Source organism: Psychrobacillus sp. FSL H8-0484, assembly GCF_038005325.1.
Taxonomy (GTDB): domain Bacteria; phylum Bacillota; class Bacilli; order Bacillales_A; family Planococcaceae; genus Psychrobacillus.
The window spans coordinates 563,100-586,724 of sequence record NZ_JBBOSZ010000001.1 but is presented as its reverse complement, the minus strand read 5'-3'; the positions used below and the strand labels follow the sequence as shown (position 1 = coordinate 586,724).

Below are 23,625 nucleotides of genomic sequence, written 5' to 3'. Positions count from 1 at the left end.
GAGTTAGTTGGAGAACACTCTATTATCCATATAGTTTGAAAAAAATAAGGATGTCTCATCAGTCGTTTGAAATCTGACTAATGGGACATCCTCTTTGTATTAATGGAGCGATCTATGGAAATTAATGTAACATATTCAAATAACGGTACATTTTCTCTGGATAATCTGTGAAAATTGCAGCTACACCTATTTCTTTCAGCATATCTGCATAGAGTTCATCATTTACCGTGAATACACGGACCTTTCTTCCACTAGCAACTACCTCTTGTCCCATTGGACGAAGAACTGTTGGAAAAAATGCATGTACTGCGTCTGCTCCTACAACTTTTGCGTATTCATGTGGGGCAATCATTACTTCCATAAACAAGATAGCCGTTTCGATTTGAGGAGCTATTTTTTTAAAGTTTCTTACCATCTCATGATTGAAAGAAGAAATAACAACACGTTCCTCTAATCTGTAATCCTTCAGCATTTGTAAAACTTTCTGCTCCATTCCATCATAAGGAAAAACATCTGATTTTAACTCAATGTTAAGATGATGATGCGTATCTTTAAATACATATAATACTTCTCTTAGAGTAGGAATTGTTTCTCCTTTAAATTTAGGAGAAAAGCCTTTACCGACATCATAGTGTTTTAGTTCTGTAAGCGTCATATCCTTAATAAAACCTTTTCCATTTGATGTGCGATCAATGGATTCATCATGAATGACTACAAGCTCCCCATCCTTCGTCATATGAATATCAAACTCTACACCATAAACAGGAAGTACCGCTGCAGCTCTAAATGCAGCTATTGTATTTTCTGGATGCGTCCCAGACGAACCTCTGTGTGCATAAACTTTCAAATGAAGGCCTCCCATCAATTTATTCTTCATTTCTTTATATATTTTCTATTATACAGTTAGAAAATAATAAAAACGCCATCTCCATAAGGGAAATGACGTATGATTCAAAATTTCCCTCGGCGTATTTGAGCCAACAGGAATTTGTTCACTCACGTATTGCCGCAAAAGTTCTTTTGGGGGATCTTAACTAGAGTTCCCCGATTCAGCATTGGTTTAAACCCTGCTAAATAAAGTTAGCTATTCTCTTGGTGGAATCGGGATATACTTCTTCTTTGGTGGACGCGCTTTTTTCAATAAAAACCATTGCAAACTAGTGCGTACTTTTTGTCTCACATAAGTGAATCGTATAGCATTCAACCGTTTATTCGAAACTTTCATTGTTACATTGCGTTCGTTTAAACCCAATAGTATCTCTCCTTTTCGATTGAACAATCTCTTCACCATTCATCCTATAACAAGTTTATGAAAATAATAGGCGTGTTATGTTTAGTCTTTGTAAAAGTGATTCTTATTATCACACGTGATTAACCAAAAGTACCCAGTAAATTGCAGTGATAACACACTAGGCACTCTATGTATAGGTGCTTTTGAAGTGCTTGGAACTGAACGAGTTCTACACCATTACCTGGATTTCTTGATGAAGAGGGGCTGTCCCTAAAGTCATACATTGACTGAGAGATGGTCCCTTTTCCAATGTATTGATTTCCGTTCCAGGCGGACGCTTTCCGCGGGCATGGCTTCAGTCTCCTCGTCGCTTCAGTCTCCTCGTCGCTTCGCTCCTGCGGGGCCTTCAGCTCACGCTATTCCCGCTGGAGTCGCCGTCTTTCACTACAATCAATTGCCTACAAAAAATAGTAGTTTTAATAAAAAGTATACAAAAAACAGGTGTAGAAAAAGACTCGTTTTTCTACACCTGCTTCAATTTATGGGCTTATTGGACAGCCCGCCCCTCCTCATTTTTTCGATAATCGTGTGGTAGTCGTTCGTCCGTCGCTCTCCATAGCTACTTTTAATAGAAGTGCCAAAGCTTTTGGAAATGAAAGAATAGGCCATTTCCTATTGATACAGTAAGCAGCCAAAGATGCAATTTTGCCTGCTCAGTCCTTCTCTAGCGTATTTCCGCCTTTTCGATTGGAAGGAAGTGTCCCTTTTCTATATAGCATCACCCTAAATTGCCGGCATTGACTTTGTAAAAATAAGCAAGGAACGCATAATTATTGGATGCGTGGTAGTCTAATTTCATATACTTTCTTTCAAAAAAGGATGACCCAGTGGGTCATCCTTTTCGATAAAAATGTGTGAAGTTGATTGTTTTAAACCCTACTTTTTTATAAACAGAAATTGCATCTTCGTTGTCTGTTTCCACATCTAGCAACACTTCTGCCTTTCCTAAACGATGAGCTTCATTTTTGGACCAATTTAATATACTAGTTGCTATTCCTTTCCCACGTGCTTTTTCATGCACTGCAAGGCCCGTAACCCATAGCTTCTCGGTTTCTTCCACAATCGAAACAGTTCCTACTACTTCCTTATTAATTAAAGCAAGCATCATATTACGATTGGGAGTTTGCGTATTAAAAGCGATAAGCTCTCTTGCTTCTTCCTCAGTATCTCCAAATGCACTTGCTAACAATTCAATTAGCTCCAATTCTTCTGATGAATATGGGGTAATTTCGATTTCACTGATCATTTCATTTTCTACTGCGTCCGCTGCCATCGTTCTTTCCGAGAAGTCATGAACATATCCAAATTTGCTTATTAATTGTTGTCCTGCTTTCGAAGCTTTTGGTACCAACGCTATATCTTCCGTTGCTCCCCTAAGGTCTAGATTTCTTGTAAGTTCCTTTATTAGTTGCTCCCCAATGCCTTGTCTTCGCACACTTGGTAAAACAACTGCACTCCACTCAAAATCTAATGTCGCTATTCGATCTATGGCAGATATTACACCCACTAATTTATCCGTGTCATCATCGTAAGCCAATACACAAAATCCCTTTAGAAAAGTATCGGATAGTTCATCAACACTTAATAATGCAGCATAATCTACTTGATCTTCTATAAACGCATAATGAATTAACTCTTGTATTTCTTTCAACGTATCGGTATCCACCGGAATCGACACTGTCATAATAGATATGTCCATACTTTCCTCCTTAAATTTTTGAATTTGTAAGCATGCCATAATATCGCCCTTGCTTTTGTAATAACTCTTCTTGTGATCCCGATTCAACTAGTTTTCCATTTTCCATGACAAATACTAAATCCGCTTTACGTACAGTATTTAATCGATGGGCAATAACGAAACTAGTTCGACCTTCCATTAAACGTTCCAGTGCTTCTTGTATTTTTAGTTCAGTTACTGTATCAATACTAGATGTCGCTTCATCTAATAACAGAATGGCAGGATCAGCTACAAGCGCTCGAGCAATCGATAATAACTGCTTTTGTCCTTGGCTAATTTCTCCACCATCTGCTGTTAAAATCGTATCATATCCATTAGGTAACTTCATGATGAATTCATGTGCATTTGCTTCTTTGGCAGCATGTAATACTTCTTCATCTGTTGCATTTAATTTACCGTATCGAATATTTTCTTTCACAGTCATTTCAAACAGAAATGGATCTTGTAATACAAATGCTGTTTGGCTGCGTAAAGTTTGCCTTGGCAACTTATCCATAGGTATATCATCTATTAAAATTGTTCCTTCATTTACTTCATAAAAGCGCGCAAGCAATTGCATGATGGTTGTTTTCCCTGCACCAGTTGCTCCAACTAAAGCAGCAGTTTTCCCTGCTTCTACATGGAAAGAGACTTGCTCGATCGTCGGGCTTTCATCGTCTTTATTGTACCGAAATGTTACATCCTCAAACGTCACATTTCCTTTCAGTTTATAGTCTTTATTTTCTTCTGCTTGATCTAATTCTGCAGGTTCATCGATAATTGCAAACACACGCTCAGCCCCTGCAATTGCAGAAAGGACCGTATTAAATTGATTTGCTAAATCATTTAGAGGGCGAGTGAACTGACGGGCATACTCTGTGAAGATCACGATTTCTCCAATTGTTACTTGATCATAATATGCTAATATACCACCGGCAGCAGCTACCAACGTAAAGCTTATATTATTTAATAGATTCATTACTTTTGGAATAAAGCCTGAGTACGTTAATGCCCAGAAGCCTGTTTTTTTCAAGCGTTCACTTTTTACTGAAAACTCTTCTAGCATACGACTTTCCTGCGAGAATGCTTTGACGATTCGTTGACCAGAAATCGTCTCTTCAATCATCCCATTTAATGCTCCAACTGCCTGCTGCTGCTCTTTAAACAGTTTAGAGGTACGTCTCGTAATCCAGCGCATTGCAAAATACATGAAAGGTACAATAATAAGCGTAATAGCTGTTAATAGCGGACTTAATAGAAGCATCACGCCCGTCGTTCCAACTAATGTTAGGATACTTGAAAATACTTGTATAAAGGAGGTGTTCAATGTTTGACTGACATTTTCAATATCATTTGTCATTCGACTCATTAGTTCTCCATGCTGTCGTTTATCAAAAAAGGTTACTGGAAGTTTTTGAAGATGATCAAATAAACCAGTCCGTAGTCTGTATATCGTTTGCTGTGAAATGCCAATCATCCAATAATTTTGTAAATACATTGTGACCGATAAAAAGACATACACAATGATCAATATACCAATCATATTCACTAATCCCGCAAAAATACTTTTTGAAATATATTGGTCTATCATAACACCGATTATATAAGGTCCTAGTAGCGCTAAAGCAGAACTGACTACAACTAAGAGCAGTACAACAATTAATAAAAAACGCTGTTCATCTACTAGCTTCCAAATTCGACTAAGAACGCCTCTCCAGTCAGAAGCTTTCTCCACTATCTTTTTATTATCCTTCTTCAAATCTTCCTTTGTAATAACAGGTTCATATCCAAAAGGTTTACGAATGAATTTCATCATACTCGTCTCCCTCCTGCTGTGATTCTGCAATTTCTCTATATAAAGAGGAGCTTTCCATCAGTTGTTCGTGCGTACCATATGCCGAAACTTCGCCTTCTTCTAATAGAAGAATTTGATCTGCCCCTTTAGCAGTTCTAATTTTTTGCGTAATGACCAGCATTGTTGCTTTTTCTTGTTCTAAGGCTTCCCATAATGCATTTTCCGTCGACACATCTAGCGCACTTGTACTATCATCTAGCAGTAAAATCTCTGGTTTTCTCACTAATGCACGCGCAATAGAAAGTCTTTGCTTTTGCCCGCCAGATAAATTGACTCCTTTTTGACCAACTCTTGTATCATATTGATCTGGAAATTGCTCAATAGAATTGTGAATTTGCGCTTGTTTAGCAGCCTCTTTTAGTAATTCTTCCGTTGCAGTTGAGTCACCCCAACCTAAATTTTCTTCAATGCTTCCTGTAAAGAGAATCGATTGCTGGGGAACTAACCCAATTACTTGTCTTAATTCCTTTAAAGACCAATCCTTCACTTCAACCCCATCGATGAAAATCTTACCTTCTGTTGCATCAAAAAAACGTGGAATTAAGTTCAATAATGTAGACTTTCCAGAACCTGTCGCTCCCATAATCGCAAGTTTAGAACCAGGCTTAACCGTGAAGGATACATCCTTCAAAACGGGTGCATCTGTCGTAGGATAATGAAAGGAAACATGTTGAAATTCAATTTCACCTATTCCAGGAATAGCTTCCATTAAGTCTGAGCTAATGTCTTCTATTCCTTCTTCTTCGATTAAAACTTCTTCCATACGTTCAGCTGAAGCTTTTGCTCTTGAGAAAAATATGATGATGAAGGCGAACATGGAAAAAGCACCTGTCATACGCATGGCGTAATTGACTATCGCGACAAGTTCTCCCATTTGCGCTCCCCCTGTTTGAATCTCTTTTGCTCCAAACCAAAGAACAGCCATTAAACTCACATTCATCACAAATAAAAGAACAGGTAATATTAACTCCATAATACGGAATGCCTTCACATTATCCATTTTCAGTGTATCTGTAACTCTAGCAAATCGAGTTGATTCAAAATTGCCACGCAAATAGGCTTTTATTAAACGAACTGCTTGGAGATTTTCTTGAATTTTACGGGTAACTTGGTCTACACTTTTTTGTACTTTCCCAAAAAGGGTTAAACCTTTGCGACTCATCGCATACAAGAAAATAACTAAAAATGGTGCGCCGATTACAAGAAACATAGCTAAATAAGGATGTACAAAAAAGGACATGATGATACTTCCAACGACTACTAAAGGAGAACGAAGCATTATTCTAAGCCCCATAAATATGACGTTTTGTGTAATTGTTACATCCGTTGTTAGTCGTGTGATTAGGCTCGATGAAGGAAACTTTAGAAAAGTGGCCATTGTAAACGATTGAACCTTTCTAAATAGTGCTTGGCGTATGTCAAATCCATAGCTTTGCACCGTGTGAGAGGCGATAAATGTGTTTATGACTCCGGCAAAAAAAGCAATAACCGAAAGCAGTAGCATGATACTTCCCCAAAAAATAATCGTTTGCTGGTCACCTGCTAGAATACCATCATCAATAATTATTGCTATTAATAAAGGTTGAACAAGTTCCACAGAAAGTTCGATTAGCATAAACAATAATGCAGTAACAACCAGCCACTTATAAGGCGATAAATAAGATAATACAGTTTTCACAATTACAACACCCCTAGATTCTTCGTCACTCGAATTAATCCTCTGTAAAACCTATTATGCCATATTCTTCTATTAAGATATAGAAAAAGGTTGCTTCATTATTAAAGTCATTTTCTCCTTTTAAATTTCCATTTTATTTCTCCTGCAACGGTTAGCCATGTGACGAATAAAAGCATTACTACTACTCCTATGTACTGCCAAGCTCCAAGTATTTGACCAAACCAAATGACCGAAATAATCATAGCTGTTAATGGCTCTACACTTGATAAGATACTTGTTTCTACTGCTGTTATGTATTTCATACTCGATAAGAAGAGCACAAAAGCAATCGTACCTACACTAATAATGCATAACACCATTATATTTATTGGGTAATGTACAAGTTGATCCCACTCATTCGAACGCCATGATCCTGAAATAATTGCAAGTGTTACTCCTCCTATTAACATTCCCCACCCTACAACGAGTAGGACTCCCCATTCTTTCATGAGTCGTGCTGGATACACCGTATAAATAGAAAACGTAACACCTACAGCTAACCCCCAAATTAATGCTTCATTACTTATTAATAGTTGATCCAACTTTGCATTGGTTAGTAATAAAAACAATCCAACTAGCGTTCCAATAATACCAATTATTTGATATTTAGGAGGGTACATTTTATTTTTCCATGAAACAAATAAAATGATATAGATAGGTCCTAAGAATTGAAGTAAAGTTGCAATTGATGCATTACTTTCCTCAATTGCTGCTACGAACGTATATTGGACACCGAGCATTCCTAACACACCAAAAATAATTAGTTGCTTCAGCCAACTAATTTCTTTCCATATTGTAAAGATTTGTTTTCTCTGTAACTTTAAAAAGACTAATATACATGTACCAGCAGCAACTAGTCGAATAGTAAGGAAGTAAGAAATAGACAAGTTACTATTGTTTAATACCCACTCCATCATCGGACCTGTTGCACCCCACATCATAGAACCCACTATAATAAGTAGTATGCCTTTCCAACGCTCCATTTACATCACCTTTTCCTCTTTTTTCTATAGTAAATTACATTGTTGTGATTTGTTAGAATCCGCTTGCTTTCCGCGGGAGTCTGCCGCAAATTATATGCTAAAAACAACAGTAAAATATAACAGCATTTTCGATATAAATATACAAGGTATTTTAGCCTATAAAACAAATGAACATGAATATATTGTTCTAGACTAATGACTAATTTCACTAAATTCTATATAATTAATAATAGTTAATTATATGGAGGCCGTGAATATGTATCTAAATGAAGAATTAATAGATTTTAGTAACACTGTGTTAAAACATTTACCTTATCCTACCTTTATAACAGACATAGATGGTCATATTATTTGGTGGAGTAGTGAGGCAGAAAAACAATTTGGCTATCACTTTGAGGATTTAAAAGGGTTAAAGTTACCGATATTTAATGAGTATACTAATGGACACCTATCCGCAAAATGGGAAACAATAGTACAAAATGTAGATCCCGTTCGTTTGAATCCAGTTGTTATTTATTCTAAAGATCGAGAAACTACTAAGACTTCTCTCATTGCAAAATCTTTCTCCATAAACGATAAATCTTATGTTTTATTTCAAATAGAGTCCAATACTATTCAAAATCAAGATTATTCATTTTTAGAATTACAGCTCCTAAAAAAAGGATTATCAGATTCTTTTATGGTCCTTTATTTAGACAATGAAGGACTTATTATTCACGCCAATGAATCATTTCTAAAGAAAAGTAACTGGACACCTAAACGTATAGTAGGAAAATCATTTTGGCAACTCTTTCCTAATACACCTGATCATATTAGCATTGCAGATGAAATTATCCATACTATCCAAAAAGGCAACAAGTTCCAGGGTACTATCGAAAAAATGACAAAAGATGGTCTTAACTATTGGGTGAACATACTTGCAATACCGATTACCGATACTGAAAATAATACGCTTTACTATTTGTTATTGGAAGAAGAAATTACAGAAAAAAAATTATTACAATCTAGACTTGAACAAATAGCTTATGTAGATACGGAAACAGGATTAATGAGTAGACATCGTTTAGAAGAAGTTGTCACGGAATATATTGAGGATAACAAACATTTTTCTTTTGTTTTTATTAGTATCGACCAATTCTATACCTTAAAAGATATATTTAACGATCAAACGAAATCTCTTTTGTTAATCGAGTTTACTAAAAGATTGAAGATCTATTTCGAAGATTCCATTATAGCTCGAGCGGATAGAGATGATTTTGCACTCATTACACCTTTAAGTGATTGGTATATACAAGGATTTGTGAACTTCTTAAAACAAAATCCTATCTATCTAGATAGTAGAGTTATCCCCATCACAGTTAGTGGAGCCATTACAAGATTCCCTGAAGATCAACAATCTTATTTACATTTATTAAAAGCAACCAATTCTACTATCCAAAAAGTAAAACTAGAAGGTGGAGGAATGATTTCGAGTCTTTCCCAATCAGACCACTACAAGCTCACTCGAAAAATTCAAATCGAAAAAAGATTACTAGTAGCACTTAATCATAATGATTTGCATGTTATGTATTTACCACAACGAGATCTAGCGACAGGCAAAATTACTGCTGTAGAAGCGCTTGTACGTTGGGAAGATGATGTCCTTGGTGTTGTTTCTCCTGATGAGTTAATACCAATTGCAGAAGAGACTGGGTTAATTAATGATATCGGTACTTTTATTCTTGAGAAGTCCTGTGAGCAAGCCGCTATTTGGCAGCAACAAGGTATCCAAGTAAAAGTAAGCTTTAACTCTTCCATTCGAGAATTTCGAGATAAAAACATGGTAAAAACCATTCGAAAAGTTTTGAAAAAGTATAATTGCTCACCTGAATTATTACAAATTGAATTTACGGAAAAGTTTGCTTTGGAAGCAGAAGCAGAGAAATCAATCATTCAACAAATGCAAACGCTTAAGGAAGAAGGAATAGTTTTCATTTTGGATGATTTCGGAACAGGCTATGCCTCGCTAAGATATTTGCAGCTTCTTCCTATTAAAAAGTTAAAAATCGATAAGTCGTTTGTAAGTTCCATAACTCAACAGGAAAAACTGCAAAAACTCGTACAAGGTTTAATCTATTTCGGACAATCTCTAAACGTCGGAGTAGTTGCAGAAGGAGTAGAAACGAAAGAACAGTATGATTTATTAACCCAAATGGGCTGTGACTCTGTCCAAGGCTATTATATTAGTCAGCCCATATCAGCTAAAGAAGTGGAAATGCTGCTTAAACTTAACTAAGAAAAGCGCAAGTTTACTTTAAGTGCAATACCTGTTTACTGACGATTACAGATTGCTTTGGAATGGACTTTAGCTACATCATTACCGAGCGATTTTAAGGAGAGAATAAATTCTTTCTTACTTATGTTGAAGGCTCCCGAAGATGCAATTTCGGGAGCTCTTTTACTGCCCTATAAGTTGGATGCTAACTATAGTGACTGAGAGATGGTCCCTTTTCCAATGTATTGATTTCCGTTCCAGACGGACGCTTTCCGCGAGCATGGCTTCAGTCTCCTCAGGCCAACACGATGTTGGTCACGAAGGCGTTGCCACACGAGGTGGCGTTCTTAGCCTTTGTTCCTTTGTTCACTCCTGCGGGGCCTTCAGCTCACGCTATTCCCGCTGGAGTCGCCGTCTTTTACTACAATCAATTACCTACAAAAAATAGTAGTTAAATAAAAAGTATACAAAAAGCAGGTGTAGAAAAAGACTCGTTTTTCTACACCTGCTTCAGTTTATGGGTTATCCTTTAGCTAAAAAACCGCGAGTAAAGGATTTCCTTTTTCTCACGGTTTTAATTTTAATTTCCCTATAACTTTTACCCAAATTTGTGTAATAATTTCTGCAAAAACTAATCCCATTGCAATTGACCCCGAAATCATTAATGCTAGTGCTGCATATTCTACAGCTACCCCATAGTCTTTTTCCACCACATGGCGCATTGCATTATACGCTGAGCCTCCTGGGACTAAAGGGATAATTCCTGCTACACTAAAAATAATCATTGGCATTTTAAACTTTTTAGCCATTAAATGCGCAACAAATGCAACAGAAAATGAACCAGCAAAGGAAGCAATCACTTGGTCATTATTTAAATGGTTTACAAATGAATAAACTAGCCATCCGGTCATCCCTACAAGCCCACAGTAAAAGAGGGACTTTTTCGGTGCATTAAATATTACTCCAAATGCCGAAGCAGCAATAAAGCTTAGTATTCCTTGCAATAAATATGTCATGTTAATTCCTCCTTACAGTGATAGTACGAGCGCTACTCCTGCGCCAATCGCAAAGGCTGTAAGAAACGCTTCAGCTCCCTTTGACAAACCCGATACAAAATGACCTGCCATTAGATCACGTACTGCATTCGTTATGAGTAATCCAGGAACAAGAGGCATAACGGAACCAATAATTATCTTATCTATTTCATACCCTAATCCATATGCTACGGAAAAAGTAGCCATCACACTTATAACTAAAGCTGCTAGGAACTCCGCAAAGAACTTGACTCTTGTTTTCTCTTCTAACATCTCAGCAACGGAGTATCCCACACCGCCCGCGATCATAGCTGAAGGAACATCAAACAAAGGGGCTCCAAATAACAACAAAAACGCTCCTGATGCTATGGAGGCAGCAATTATTTTAATCCAAAAGGGATACGTTTTATGCTCTTCATCAATTTTTTTTAGTTCTTCATATGCTTCTTCTAGTCTAATTTCTCCACTTGCTAATTTTCTGGAAACCCCATTTACAAGCGCAATCTTCTCTAAGTCAGTTGTCCTATTATTTATCCTAACTAACTTAGTAGGATGATTTTTGTTTCCACTAAAAATAATTCCAGTTGGTGTAACAAAACTTTGCGATTGGGTTAACTGCTGTGAGATCGCCATTCGGTCCATCGTATCTTCTGCTCGATACGTCTCCGCTCCACTTTCCATCATTAAACGACCTGCCATTAAACAGCATTCCACAGCTAATTCATAGTCTGTCATCAATCGAAACACCTTCCTTCTACCATGTAAAGTAATCTTATCGAACGTTGCACGTAAAAACAATCCAGACTAAACTTTATCACACATTCCTCTCGTTCATCTAATGAAATATGTATGTATTAGATAAGTAAAATAGTCGTGTTCACACGTTTAACTTACATTTGCAATTCGAAGTTATCATTTTATTATTCCCCCAAATAAAGGGGTTGTCCCTAAAATTGACTGAGAGATGGTCCCTTTTCCAATGTATTGATTTCCGTTCCAGACGGACGCTTTCCGCGGGCATGGCTTCAGTCTCCTCAGGCCAACACGATGTTGGTCACGAAGGCGTTGAGGCACACAGGATGTGGGTCATGTAATCGTTGCCACAAAAGTTCTTTTGCGACGAGCTTTGCGCAGGAGCAGGACGCGGCGAACTTAGATTGCCTTCCATTGGAGGTGGCGTTCTTAACCTTCGTTCCTTTGTTCGCTCCTGCTTGGCCTTCAGCTCATGCACCTGCCGCTTCGCTTTCGGTGCAGAAAACATCTGCTATTCCCGCTGGAGTCGCCTTCTTTCACTACAATCAATTGCCTACCAAAAATAATAGTTTTAATAAAAAGTATACAAAAAACAGGTGTAGAAAAAGACTCTTTTTTCTACACCTGCTTCAATTTATGGGCTTATTGGACAGCCCCTCATCTAATATGCTAGTTTTCCAATTTCTTCATATGTGTTCAGGTTGTACCTTTTAATCTCTTTCATTGCAATTGTATATAAAGAGTCTTCTACATACAGTATACGTTGAATCATTTCTTCCCAGTCCTCGTAAAGCTGAGCTGGATTTTCTGGTTTTAATAAATCCCCTTTTAGAACAATTCCTTTTTCGGGTGTTATTTCATATATTAATGCACCATCTTGTTTAAATTGATTATATTCTTGCCCTTCTTCTTTCCCATATATTGAAACTGGAAAACCGTACAAATTTTTATCACGATGTTGGAACAGTGCATGGTGATCATGTTGAATCGCTGAATAAGTTCCTTGTTCACCTATTATTTCTGTGTCCAATTCTTTCGGGTTTGCAAGATCCGTTACATCAAATAAAGATATTTTCATTCCTTCTGTCATGATACGTGGTTCTTTACTTCCTTCTTGTGGAACTACTTTTGTTTCATAGCCAAATCCTATTAAGTGATTTTCATCTAATGGATGTAAATAGTTGCTAAACCCAGGAATTTTTAATTCTCCCAATACTTTTGGTGCTGATGGAGTTGCGACATCAATTACAAATAGCGGATCTGTTTCCTTGAATGTCACCATATATGCTTTATCCCCCATAAATCTCGCGGAATAAATTCTTTCGTCTTTCGCTAAACCTGTTAAGGATCCAACTTGTTTCATTTTATTATCTAATATAAACAAATTGTTTTCTGAAACCTCATTTTCATCCCATCGGTTACCTTTCGTCGTTACCGCTCGGAAATATCCATCATGTTCATCCATTGAAAACTGATTTAGTATCGTTCCACTCAAACGACTTGATCCTACGAATTCTACAGACGTATTATTTAGAGCAAATTTAAATACTTCTGTATCCATTTTACCTGGGTTCCAAATCATTTCTCGGGCATTTTGATTCGTGTTAGATGAATCATAATAAGTAGAAGTTAAATATAAGTTGTCTTGTGACATGTATAGTTGTTCACTTCCGCCTAAATATGCTTTCGTTATCACTTTATTTTCCAACAGATTTTCTACGTCTATAGCTGTAATGACACTATAATTGGCTACTAAAGTACTCGGTAAAATAGAGATATCTGAATAGCTCAAAGGCTTCGGTAACAAATACCTACTAGAATCATGTGTATATGGACGAAGCTCAACATCTTCATTTCCTTCCATAATCGAGTATCTTGGATAAACAGATGTTACGTAATAGAGTATGTTATCCGTCAAACGCGCACCAACCATATACCCCTCTGTAGCAATTTCTCTTAGTAGTTGAGGATGTTTTGGATTGGAAATATCATAGAAATACACTGTCGTCATTGAATCTATTGGTTGGGCTATTTTCTTCGTTTCTTCTGTACTTTTTTGTTCCTTTTCTTCTGTGTTATCCGCTTCTATTACAAGAGGTATATTATTTTTTTGACCGATAACCATTAATGTTTTATCCGATAATAATAGTTGATTAGGATAAAATTCATCTGTAAATCTAATTTTTGCTTCTTCTTTCATGTTTACTGAATCTTCCACATTTACGATTACCACATTATTTTCACTTATAGAGAATATATGAGAACCGTTTGTTTTGACCATATCGGCCTCATCTACCCCTTCAACCTGATTATTTGTAGTAGAATAATCCCCACCTCGAGAACTGGAGGAGTCTTTAGCTTCTACACTTAAAACGGACGATTCTTCCGTTTCTGTAGTTACTTTATCTTCCTTCCCATTTCCTTGTACCTTTTTTACTAAATCAAAATAAGCAGTTAACTCTGCTCTGGAATTCACTGGTTGAATGTCTTCAAATACATTGAATTGAACTCTCGTTTTTCCCATTCCATACTTTTTTTTCATAAACATTGTATACGTTCCTTCACTTAATCCAGGAATTTCGATGTATTTTCCATTGTCAGATAGTTCGTAATCTACATCAATTTTCTTTCCTTGCTGATTCTTTACATATATATCTCCTTTTTCCCAGTCAGCCTCACTTATTGCTGAAGAAAATGTTGCATTAAATACTTGGTTAGACAATACTACGTTATGCGCATTTACCGATTGTTTCGTAGAATAAAACATACCCACCGAAATTAGTAGACATAACACAATAATTGAAATAATCCACTTTTTCATTTCAAACACCCTCTCTATTACATTGTTATACCATTAGACTCAAAATTATCCAATAGGTTTCACTTGGTATTATATATAATTAGAAAAAATATGTACAAACAATTTAGCAATACTAGAGTTCTGATATCTTAACAGGAAACAGCTAAAAAATTCACAAGAATAAAAAAAGCTCATTTTACAAATAAAAAGGTTTTCCTGAGTCTTTACTCAAGAAAACCTTTTTCAATTACTCTTCAAATGGCCATTTAGGTAACATATGAGAGAGCGTTTTATCCGCTCGATAGCCAAGTACATATTCGGCTTGCATAATCGTATGAATTTCTCGCGTTCCTTCATATATAACTGGTGCTTTAGAATTTCGCAAATATCTTGCCACTGGATAATCATCTGAATAGCCATAGGCACCATGAATTTGGACTGCATCATCTGCAGCTTTGTTTGCAAAATCACATGCTTGCCACTTCGCAAGTGATGTTTCTCGTGTATTGCGAACGCCTTTATTTTTTAATTCACCTACACGATAAACGAGTAAGCGACTCATTTGAAGACCTGCTTCCATTTTCGCAATCATTTGCTGCACTAACTGATGTTTGCCAATTTCTTTACCAAACGTTTCTCGTTCATGGCAATATTTTACGCTTGCTTCTAAGCATGCCAGCGAAAGACCTGCTGCTCCTGCTGCTACAGTAAATCGTCCATTATCTAGTGCAGACATAGCGATTTTAAAGCCATCTCCTTCTTTTCCAAGAAGATTTTCTTTAGGTACTCGCATATTTTCAAAGAATATCTCGCCTGTATTTCCTGATTTAATACCGTATTTACCTTTAATTGCTTTAGAAGAGAAGCCCGCCAACGTACGTTCCACGATAAAAGCACTGATTCCATGATGTTTCTTGGACTTATCAGTATAAGCAAAAACAATAAAGTGATCAGCAGCGTCACATAAAGATATCCATGTTTTTTGTCCATTAATAACATAATCTTCGTCATCGAGTACTGCTGTTGTGGACATCGCAGCAACGTCTGATCCCGCCCCTGGTTCGGTTAATCCAAAAGCTCCAATTTTTTCTCCTTTTGCTTGAGGAATTAAATACTTTTGCTTCTGCTCTTCTGTGCCCCACTGCATTAATGTCATAGAATTTAGTCCAGTATGAACGGAAACTGCCGTTCGAAATGCAGTATCTCCCCGTTCTAATTCTTCGCATACAATGGCAAGTGAATTGTAGTCCATGCCACTTCCGCCATACTTCTCTGGCACACAAACTCCCATTAATCCAAGATCCGCTAGTTTTTTCCATATCGCTGGATCAAATGCTCCTTGTTGCTCCCATTCAGCAATATTTGGGATAATTTCATTATCTACAAACTGCCGAACTGTTTTGCGGAGAAGCACTTGTTCCTCTGAGAATTCAAAATTCATCTTTACTCACCTCTTGCAACAGTTTCTTTTATTTTTTCAATTTCTTTTATTTCTTCAATTTCTTTTTGTTCATCACTTTCTTTTATTTCAATACTTTCTTTTATTTCATCAATTTCTTTTAATTCATCTCTCTCTTTTATTTCAATACTTTCTTTTATTTCATCAATTTCTTTTAATTCATCACTCTCTTTTATTTTCATACTTTCTTTTATTAAAACTCCTCTTGCAGCCATTTCCTTAATATATAGATCTCCAGGGACGATGAGCTCCGGAGCAAAAACACCGCGACTACTAATAACACCATTTCCAATCATTTGTGCAACGACTGAAATAGTATTAGCTGTTGCTCGAGCCATCGCTGTAACTCCAGAAAATGGATCTTTTTTTGTTGCCAATTCATACGTATATGTGGTGCTTTCTCCATCCTTTTTCCCTGCCACGATTACTCGAAGTAGAACTGCATCTTCTTTATCACCAAGTAACAATTGTGGAGTAAGTACCTCTTTTAATACGTCCCGTACTTTTACAAATATTCCTGCTGCTTTAACAACTTTATTTTTATTCGTTAAACCTAAATCCACGAGCAATTTAAATTTATCCGCATGCCCTTTATAGCGTATTGTTTTGTATTCGAGTGTTTCAACATGTGAAAATGATTTAGATAGTGTAGACGTACCGCCAGCTGTATGAAAAGCCTCTAACTCTCCGTAATTATCAAAGTAGATAGGTTCTACTTCCGTCAGTGACTCCACTTCTTGTAACTGACCATTTCGGATGACATGGGAAGGGTCTGTATAATGATCAAACACCCCTTCTAGCGAAAAAACGATATTGTATTTGAATACTCCTTCAGGCTCTATTGGAATTCCACCAACGAATAAACGAATGCTTGTTAGTTCGTCCAGCTTACTTGCACCGTAACCCGCTAAAATATTAATCATTCCGGGTGCTACTCCTAAATCTGGAATAAGTGTAATTCCTCTTTCTTTCGCCTTATCATTAAGTGCGAGAACTGCATCTGTCGCGCCACCAATATGGCCTCCTAGATCAATGGAATGCACCCCAGCCTCAACCGCTAGACGAGCAACCTTTTCATTGAAGGAATAAAATAATGCATTAATCACAACATCCACTTTTCTCATAATCTGAAGTATATTTTCATCATCATTTGCATCTAATCTTAAAACTTCAATCTTTGCATTTTGCATTTTTTCTTTAAACATATTTGCTTGTCCAACATCTAAATCGCATAATAAAACCTTTTCTACATTAGGACTTAATATTAAATCTCGAGCTGCTTCTTTCCCCATTAATCCTGCACCTAATACTGCTACTTTCATGTTGGTATCCCCCCTATTATTCTGTATCTATTTGTGCACGTTGTAATTTCCCACTAAAGTCTACGTAAATACTTTTCCACTCTGTATATACATCGAGCGCTGCTACTCCTGAATCTCGGTGTCCATTCCCCGTTCCTTTTGTTCCTCCAAATGGCAAGTGAATTTCAGCTCCTGTAGTACCAGCATTCACATAGACAATACCAGTATCTAAGTCCCGCTGTGCTCGGAAGATTTTATTTACATCTCGCGAAAAAATAGAACTAGAAAGTCCAAATTTTACTCCGTTATTAACTTCAATAGCTTCTTCTAGAGAACCTACTTCAATTAGAGATACAACTGGACCAAATATTTCTTCTTGTGCAATTCTCATCTGTGGTGTGACATCCGTAAATAGAGTGGGTGCATAATAATTTCCGTTCGCTAAATCCCCCTCTTCTAATATATTTCCACCAGTTAGAAGTTTGGCCCCTTCTTCTTTTCCGATCAGTGTGTAAGAGTGAATCTTTTCTAATGCTTGTTTATTAATAACAGGTCCGATTTTAACCGATTCATCTAACCCGTCTCCAATTGTGAGCTTCTCCATTTGTGCAAGAAGCATTTCTTCTAAATCCTTCTTTACATCTTTATGCACAATGACACGACTACATGCCGTACAGCGCTGACCTGCTGTCCCAAATGCGCTCCATAATATACCTTCCACTGCAAGAGGTAGGTCTGCATCATCCATTACAATAACTGCGTTTTTCCCACCCATTTCAAGTGACACTTTCTTTAAATGTTTTCCTCCGAGCTCCGCTACTTTACTACCCGTTTCGGTCGAACCTGTAAATGAAATAACTTTCACTTCTGGGTGCTCAATCATGGCAGTACCTACTTCTGATCCGGAGCCAAATACAATATTTGCAACACCCGCCGGTAGTCCAGCCTCCTCAAAAATCTTCGCCATTTCAAATGCCATCATTGGCGTTTCAGTTGCTGGTTTCCAAATGAATGCATTTCCTGCTACGATTGCCGGAAACGATTTCCATGTAGCAATCGCCACTGGGAAATTCCATGGAGTAATGAGTCCAACTACTCCTATCGGTGCGCGAACACTCATTGCAAATTTATCTGCAAGCTCAGAAGGAGTCGTTTCACCGAACAGTCGTCGTCCCTCTCCTGCCATGTAAAATGCCATATCTATCCCTTCTTGCACCTCTCCACGACCTTCTTCAATGACCTTTCCCATTTCTTTCGTAAGAACTTGCGCAAGATGTTCCTTCTTTTCTTTCATTAGTCTGCCAATTTCATATAAATAATCTGCTCGCTTAGGAGCTGGAACTAGTGCCCATTTTTTTTGTGCTTTAACAGCTGCTGCAACTGCTAGATCCACATCCTCTTTTGTGGACATTCTAACTTCTGCTAACTGTTCTCCGTTCGCTGGATTATATACATCTGTGTATGTTGCCTCTTCGTCGTTTTGCCACTTTCCATCAATAAAATTAGTTAAATTCATTTTCTAACCTCTTTTCCATTTGATTGAAAATTCCGTCATAATAATACATTCTATACATTCGCTTGAATTCCTTTAAAATCTTACAAATTTATATGTGAAACTTTTCACTTCGCTTTTCGTATTAATAGTTAATTAAAACATTTAGGAGGAAATTAAAAATGAACAATCATGAAATAGATTACAAATTATACGGTGACGATATGCAATTTGTAGAAATTGAACTAGATCCACAAGAAACCGTAGTTGCTGAAGCAGGAAGCTTAATGATGATGGAAGACGGTATTGATATGGAAACTATTTTTGGTGATGGCTCCAAATCTGGCGGTAGCGGCCTAATGGGAAAATTAATGGGTGCAGGTAAACGTATGATAACAGGGGAAAGTTTATTCATGACTACGTTTACAAATACTGGTGGCGGGAAGAAGCATGTTTATTTTGCGTCTCCATATCCAGGCAAAATAATTCCTATGGATCTAAGCGAATATCGCGGAAAAATTATTTGTCAAAAAGATGCATTTTTAGCGGCTGCTAAAGGTGTTTCAGTTGGAATTGAATTTCAACGCAAGTTAGGCACTGGATTTTTTGGTGGTGAAGGGTTTATTATGCAAAAGCTTGAAGGAGATGGCCTTGCTTTTGTTCATGCAGGTGGAACTATTCATAAAAAAGAGTTACAACCCGGTGAGGTTTTACGAGTGGACACTGGATGTTTAGTAGCGATGACTTCAGATGTAGACTACAATATCGAAATGGTAAAAGGAGTGAAAACAGCATTATTTGGAGGGGAAGGGTTATTCTTCGCAACTCTTCGTGGACCAGGTACTGTATGGATTCAATCGCTACCATTTAGCCGTTTAGCAAGTCGTGTGTTCGCAGCTGCCCCACAAACTATAGGCGGAGGATCTCCTGGAGAAGGTAGTATTGCTGGTGGACTATTTGACCTTTTAGGTGGGAAATAATATTTTTATTTTGAAAGAGGATGACTTACATCCTCTTTTTTTATATTTATCCTTATTCCGCGATTTGTTTATAGATTAGCACTCTTTCCTTCATATACTAATTGGTAAGAACAGGCTCTTATTATGTTCTTATAAAAGAGGAAGGGTGGTGTCTAAAATGAAAAGTTATTTAGGTTTGTGGATAGGGTGGATAGCAATAATTTTGGCTGTATTTGGTTTCTTTTTTGCTCCTTATTGGCTTGGTGGTGGTGCTGTTATATTAGGTATTATCTCTTTATATTACAAACAAAAAAACCTAGCGTATCTCTCTATTTTACTAGGAGTAATTGCTTTATCCCTTCCTCTGTTATAGTAACTTCGGAGATACAAAAAAGGCATGTACAGTCTTTCTATACATGCCTTTTATATTAATAAAGTTGTTGGAAAGGCTTTTCCTCACGCAGATATAAAACATTTAATAGAAGAACGAATTATGTTGTATCATTTCCAATTAAATAAACATATACATACAAAGAACAATCAGGAAATAAGAATACACAGAAAATCCTTTCTTACTATTTTTTTTAACAGAGCCAAAACAAAAAGAAATGGTTTTATGATTACTAACTACTCCTTTTGCTTTTCTAAAAATTTGAGTATATATGTAGGTAGCAATACAAGTAAATATTTTCAAATGGAAGATACATTATATAATATTTATAAACTTGTACAGATATGCTCTATGGACGTTGGCATAGGAACTTAGCTAACGTACATATGGATCCCCCTTGATCTTTGCCCCTATTCTAATAGATGCAGAAGTGTTGAAACTATATAAGTTGATAATTTTTAATAATATATTCTAAAGTAATGAATTTAACCATATGGATCCATCTTAATTACATCTTTAATATCCTAACTTTTTAGTTTCTTCAAGTAGGATATAAGACGTTTTTAAAATGGGTTCTTTTTCGTTAATAAACTTAAACCGGATAACAATTAGTTTTCTTAATAGATAATAGCAGGAAATATTTTGCCCTTAATAATCCCTGCTATTCAATTATTTCTATTAAATTAATAGGGTGAACTTCTCACAGTAATCTTCTTAACTTGCGTCATTACCCATATATTTAAATAATTCTTTTAAGGAACCATACACTCAATTTTAGATCTTGTAAATAGGTGGTTTATTAGGTAAATACCATTTGCACCCAAAAGTATAACAATGTCAACGTTACAATTGTTGATATTGGTATGACAATCAACGTTACGCTTAAATAATCTTTCCATGTGATTTTTATCTTACTTTTCCTTAGAATATGCATCCAAATAAGTGAAGCAAGGGTCCCAATAGGTAACAGCAATGAACCCATATCGCTACCAATAATATTGGCAAGGTAGATGGTCTTCAATGTGATTGGATCTAACCCCATTTCGGTTAAAGTGATTGTTCCAATCATTAGTGCTGGATGGTTATTAAAGAGGTTAGAAAGTACTGATACTAATCCCCCCATGATAAAACTAGCTTGAAATAAACCTTGATTTACGATTGGTTCAAACCATTGTACCAGCAAGGCTGTAAGTCCCACATTATTCAAGCCATATATAATCACATACATAGAGAAGGCAAAAATAAGAATGTGCCAAGGTGTCTTTTTCAAAATATCCACTGGGTTAGTACGTAAATGGTACCATCTCCATAAAAGCAGGACCACTGACCCAAGAACTGCAACGATTTCAATTGGGACATTGATATAAGATGCAACGAAAAGTAGACAACGCATGATAAAGACAAACAGCAATACCTTTAACATAAATTTAGTTCGTTTCTGTTTTGATTCTATAGAAATCTTCGTTTTTAAAGGGTGAAAATTTTTCGTGAAAAAGGATTCTTCTATATCAATAGCTGAATCTGGCAATGTTTTTGGCAGTTTTTTCTTTACTACGATATACATCAAGTAAGACATAAACAACAAACCTAATGTAGCGGGGACAAACATCATTGCTGTATGCATCCAAAGGGACATATGAACGATATTTAGTGCGATCAAGTTAACGATATTACTTACACCAATTGGGGCACTGGAAGCAGTGGCAATTAGTGCGCCACTTAACAAATAGGGAATTTGTTGATGAGATTTTAGTCGCAGGTTTTTAAGTAGCAGAATTAATATTGGGGTAGTTATTAAAATACTCCCATCGTTATTAAATAATAGAGTCATTAAAAAACATAGCAACTGGATATACCAATAAAGACGATAGCCAGAACCCTTCGCTAAATTTGCAAGCCTCGCAGCTGCCCAGTTAAAAAATCCGAAACTCTCTAATATTACAGCCATGACAATCGTTGCCATAATCGTTATAGATGCCCCACCAATTTTACTGATGATGTCCATAATGTCTGCTCTTGATACAATCCCTGCTAGTAAAATAATCACTGCTCCAATTGCCGCAGGCCATGCTTCGTTCAGTCCTCTAGGCCTCCAAAATATAACTAGCATAGTCGTTAGGAATACCAAACTGGCGATTCCAATCTGTAAACTCATACATATACCATTTCCTCTCTTTATAATCGTTTGTCCGTTTACTTGTATGTATATTCGCTTAAATCGTAAAGAAACGAGATGTCTGTCCTTAGCTATGAATAAATATAAATATTTCACCTGCATTTTACATTTTGCAACGAGGGGCTGTCCCTAAAGTCATATAGTGACTGAGAGAAGAGATGGTCCCTTTTCCAATGTATTGATTTCCGTTCCAGACGGACGCTTTCCGCAGGCATGGCTTCAGTCTCCTCAGGCCAACACGATGTGGGTCATGCAATCGTTGCCGCAAAAGTTCTTTTGCGACGAGCTTAGATTGCCTTTCATTTGAGGTGGCGTTCATAGCCTTTGTTCCTTTGTTCGCTCCTGCGGGGCCTTCAACTCATGCACCTGCCGCTTCGCTTTCGGTGCAGAAAACATCTGCTATTCCCGCTGGAGTCGTCATCTTCCACTACAATCAATTGCCTACAAAATATAGTAGTTTAATAAAAAGTATACAAAAAGCAGGTGTAGAAAAAGACTCGTTTTTCTACACCTGCTTCAATTTATAGGCTTATTGGACAAACTAATCGAACATTCTTTTTCATTTGGGGCTAGTCGATCAAATCAAAGGAAATAGGCTGTCGATATTTTCTCGTCAGCCAAAATGGTAGTTCTCTTCTTATAAACTATAGCTAAACTTAGATGAACTGTCAGTTCACGCTAAAACCATCGCATCCTGAGCAGAATTTTATCAAGTTTGTTTACACTTCATGTAAAGTTTTAATATGATCCAGATTTAGATAATAAGAATTTGTTCTTGCTCCTTTAATCTCAACTATCTGCTCTTCTACATTATTTATTTTCCCGATATGACTTTTATCTCCGCCAATATTAAGGACGACGATTGTATTTTGAAACTTTTCAACTTGTTCTTTAAAGGTGTTTGCTAATAACTGACCGTTCGATTGTACCAAGTTAGTTTGGTTGTTCATGCCGTATGGGCTTTCATTTTTGGAATAAGGAATAAGCCATTTTAGGTGCTGTATAGAAATATACATCGTTTTATAAATGGGAGAATAGAATATAAAGTAATCATTCATAAGACTCATAATATAGCCGTGAAGAGGTTGGCCATTTGTTACATAGATCTCAACATAATTTCCTTGCGCTTGTGTAAGAACCTCTCTAAAAGTTAACTCTTTTTCATTTTCTAATGCCGTAATGTTTGGAGACTCTGAAGGAGCCTGTATATCTTCTTCATTATCATCATAAATTCCAAAACGTTGTATATGGTCTACTGGAATATACACATAATCAATCCCGTTAAATAGAACAATTACGTCGCTACCAGAGTCAATAACCGTACCATTTATTAGTCTTTTCCCTGAAACCTCTACCCGAACAACTTCCTTTATAAGACTTTGAATAATATTATTCAAGGTTACCTCTCCTTTTAAATTATTATCCAAATTACTAATAGCTAAA

The 23,625-nt window shown here is 36.7% G+C and carries 17 protein-coding genes; 3 read left to right on the top strand and 14 right to left on the bottom strand.

The annotated features are described in order from the left end of the window. Positions 1-121: 121 nt before the first annotated feature. The 6 genes from MHH81_RS02765 to MHH81_RS02740 form a co-directional block, all read right to left on the bottom strand. Positions 122-847, bottom strand: coding sequence for a glycerophosphodiester phosphodiesterase (locus MHH81_RS02765; RefSeq protein ID WP_340917610.1), 726 nt, complete (start codon positions 845-847; stop codon positions 122-124). Positions 848-1,084: 237 nt separating this feature from the next. After that, on the bottom strand, positions 1,085-1,252 hold the full coding sequence (locus MHH81_RS02760) for a hypothetical protein (RefSeq protein WP_340917606.1): 168 nt from the start codon (positions 1,250-1,252) through the stop codon (positions 1,085-1,087). An 871-nt stretch (positions 1,253-2,123) separates the two neighbouring features. Further along, a complete protein-coding gene (locus MHH81_RS02755; protein ID WP_340917603.1) occupies positions 2,124-2,990 on the bottom strand; it encodes a GNAT family N-acetyltransferase in 867 nt (288 codons plus the stop codon). A gap of 10 nt (positions 2,991-3,000) precedes the next feature. Then, positions 3,001-4,821 (bottom strand): ABC transporter ATP-binding protein, encoded by a 1,821-nt coding sequence (locus MHH81_RS02750; RefSeq protein ID WP_340925099.1) that lies wholly within the window; start codon positions 4,819-4,821, stop codon positions 3,001-3,003. After that, complete coding sequence (locus tag MHH81_RS02745; protein WP_340917600.1) at positions 4,805-6,541, bottom strand: ABC transporter ATP-binding protein; 1,737 nt, start codon at positions 6,539-6,541, stop codon at positions 4,805-4,807. The genes MHH81_RS02750 and MHH81_RS02745 overlap by 17 nt, the downstream gene beginning before the upstream one ends. 107 nt (positions 6,542-6,648) lie before the next feature. Then, positions 6,649-7,563 (bottom strand): DMT family transporter, encoded by a 915-nt coding sequence (locus MHH81_RS02740; protein WP_340917597.1) that lies wholly within the window; start codon positions 7,561-7,563, stop codon positions 6,649-6,651. 256 nt (positions 7,564-7,819) lie between these two features. Here MHH81_RS02740 and MHH81_RS02735 point away from each other — a divergent pair, with 256 nt between their 5' ends. Continuing rightward, the gene (locus tag MHH81_RS02735) at positions 7,820-9,838 is read left to right on the top strand and encodes an EAL domain-containing protein (protein WP_340917595.1); all 2,019 of its coding nucleotides are present in this window, start codon (positions 7,820-7,822) and stop codon (positions 9,836-9,838) included. Positions 9,839-10,383: 545 nt separating this feature from the next. Here MHH81_RS02735 and MHH81_RS02730 read toward each other — a convergent pair. From MHH81_RS02730 to MHH81_RS02705, 6 genes are all read right to left on the bottom strand, one after another. Beyond that, positions 10,384-10,833, bottom strand: a complete 450-nt coding sequence (locus MHH81_RS02730; protein ID WP_340917594.1) for a threonine/serine exporter family protein — start codon at positions 10,831-10,833, stop codon at positions 10,384-10,386. A 12-nt stretch (positions 10,834-10,845) separates the two neighbouring features. Further along, on the bottom strand, positions 10,846-11,586 hold the full coding sequence (locus tag MHH81_RS02725) for a threonine/serine exporter family protein (RefSeq protein WP_340917592.1): 741 nt from the start codon (positions 11,584-11,586) through the stop codon (positions 10,846-10,848). Positions 11,587-12,265: 679 nt separating this feature from the next. Continuing rightward, entirely contained in the window at positions 12,266-14,425 is a 2,160-nt protein-coding gene (locus MHH81_RS02720; protein ID WP_340917590.1) for a beta-propeller domain-containing protein, read from the bottom strand. Between the two features lie 226 nt (positions 14,426-14,651). Beyond that, positions 14,652-15,845, bottom strand: a complete 1,194-nt coding sequence (locus tag MHH81_RS02715) for an acyl-CoA dehydrogenase family protein (RefSeq protein ID WP_340917588.1) — start codon at positions 15,843-15,845, stop codon at positions 14,652-14,654. 2 nt (positions 15,846-15,847) lie between these two features. Then, positions 15,848-17,185, bottom strand: coding sequence for a saccharopine dehydrogenase family protein (locus MHH81_RS02710; RefSeq protein WP_340917586.1), 1,338 nt, complete (start codon positions 17,183-17,185; stop codon positions 15,848-15,850). Positions 17,186-17,201: 16 nt separating this feature from the next. Next, positions 17,202-18,680, bottom strand: a complete 1,479-nt coding sequence (locus MHH81_RS02705) for an aldehyde dehydrogenase family protein (protein WP_340917583.1) — start codon at positions 18,678-18,680, stop codon at positions 17,202-17,204. A 158-nt stretch (positions 18,681-18,838) separates the two neighbouring features. Between MHH81_RS02705 and MHH81_RS02700 the strand changes: the two genes are divergently transcribed. Both MHH81_RS02700 and MHH81_RS02695 read left to right on the top strand, forming a co-directional pair. Beyond that, positions 18,839-19,636, top strand: a complete 798-nt coding sequence (locus MHH81_RS02700; protein ID WP_340917581.1) for a TIGR00266 family protein — start codon at positions 18,839-18,841, stop codon at positions 19,634-19,636. A 157-nt stretch (positions 19,637-19,793) separates the two neighbouring features. After that, positions 19,794-19,988 (top strand): hypothetical protein, encoded by a 195-nt coding sequence (locus MHH81_RS02695; protein ID WP_340917579.1) that lies wholly within the window; start codon positions 19,794-19,796, stop codon positions 19,986-19,988. Positions 19,989-20,805: 817 nt separating this feature from the next. Here the strand turns inward: MHH81_RS02695 and MHH81_RS02690 are convergent. Together MHH81_RS02690 and MHH81_RS02685 are read right to left on the bottom strand one after the other, a co-directional pair. After that, positions 20,806-22,161, bottom strand: coding sequence for an arsenic transporter (locus tag MHH81_RS02690; RefSeq protein WP_340917574.1), 1,356 nt, complete (start codon positions 22,159-22,161; stop codon positions 20,806-20,808). 740 nt (positions 22,162-22,901) lie between these two features. Then, a complete protein-coding gene (locus tag MHH81_RS02685; protein ID WP_340917572.1) occupies positions 22,902-23,579 on the bottom strand; it encodes a DUF2642 domain-containing protein in 678 nt (225 codons plus the stop codon). Positions 23,580-23,625: the final 46 nt, after the last annotated feature.

Bases quoted from the DNA above. Each gene is read 5' to 3' on its own strand.
- MHH81_RS02730 (WP_340917594.1), bottom strand. From the start codon at position 10,833: ATGACATATTTATTGCAAGGAATACTAAGCTTTATTGCTGCTTCGGCA.
- MHH81_RS02710 (WP_340917586.1), bottom strand. From the start codon at position 17,185: ATGAAAGTAGCAGTATTAGGTGCAGGATTAATGGGGAAAGAAGCAGCT.
- MHH81_RS02735 (WP_340917595.1), top strand. From the start codon at position 7,820: ATGTATCTAAATGAAGAATTAATAGATTTTAGTAACACTGTGTTAAAA.
- MHH81_RS02700 (WP_340917581.1), top strand. From the start codon at position 18,839: ATGAACAATCATGAAATAGATTACAAATTATACGGTGACGATATGCAA.
- MHH81_RS02725 (WP_340917592.1), bottom strand. From the start codon at position 11,586: ATGACAGACTATGAATTAGCTGTGGAATGCTGTTTAATGGCAGGTCGT.
- MHH81_RS02690 (WP_340917574.1), bottom strand. From the start codon at position 22,161: ATGAGTTTACAGATTGGAATCGCCAGTTTGGTATTCCTAACGACTATG.
- MHH81_RS02755 (WP_340917603.1), bottom strand. From the start codon at position 2,990: ATGGACATATCTATTATGACAGTGTCGATTCCGGTGGATACCGATACG.
- MHH81_RS02750 (WP_340925099.1), bottom strand. From the start codon at position 4,821: ATGAAATTCATTCGTAAACCTTTTGGATATGAACCTGTTATTACAAAG.
- MHH81_RS02715 (WP_340917588.1), bottom strand. From the start codon at position 15,845: ATGAATTTTGAATTCTCAGAGGAACAAGTGCTTCTCCGCAAAACAGTT.
- MHH81_RS02695 (WP_340917579.1), top strand. From the start codon at position 19,794: ATGAAAAGTTATTTAGGTTTGTGGATAGGGTGGATAGCAATAATTTTG.
- MHH81_RS02705 (WP_340917583.1), bottom strand. From the start codon at position 18,680: ATGAATTTAACTAATTTTATTGATGGAAAGTGGCAAAACGACGAAGAG.
- MHH81_RS02720 (WP_340917590.1), bottom strand. From the start codon at position 14,425: ATGAAAAAGTGGATTATTTCAATTATTGTGTTATGTCTACTAATTTCG.
- MHH81_RS02740 (WP_340917597.1), bottom strand. From the start codon at position 7,563: ATGGAGCGTTGGAAAGGCATACTACTTATTATAGTGGGTTCTATGATG.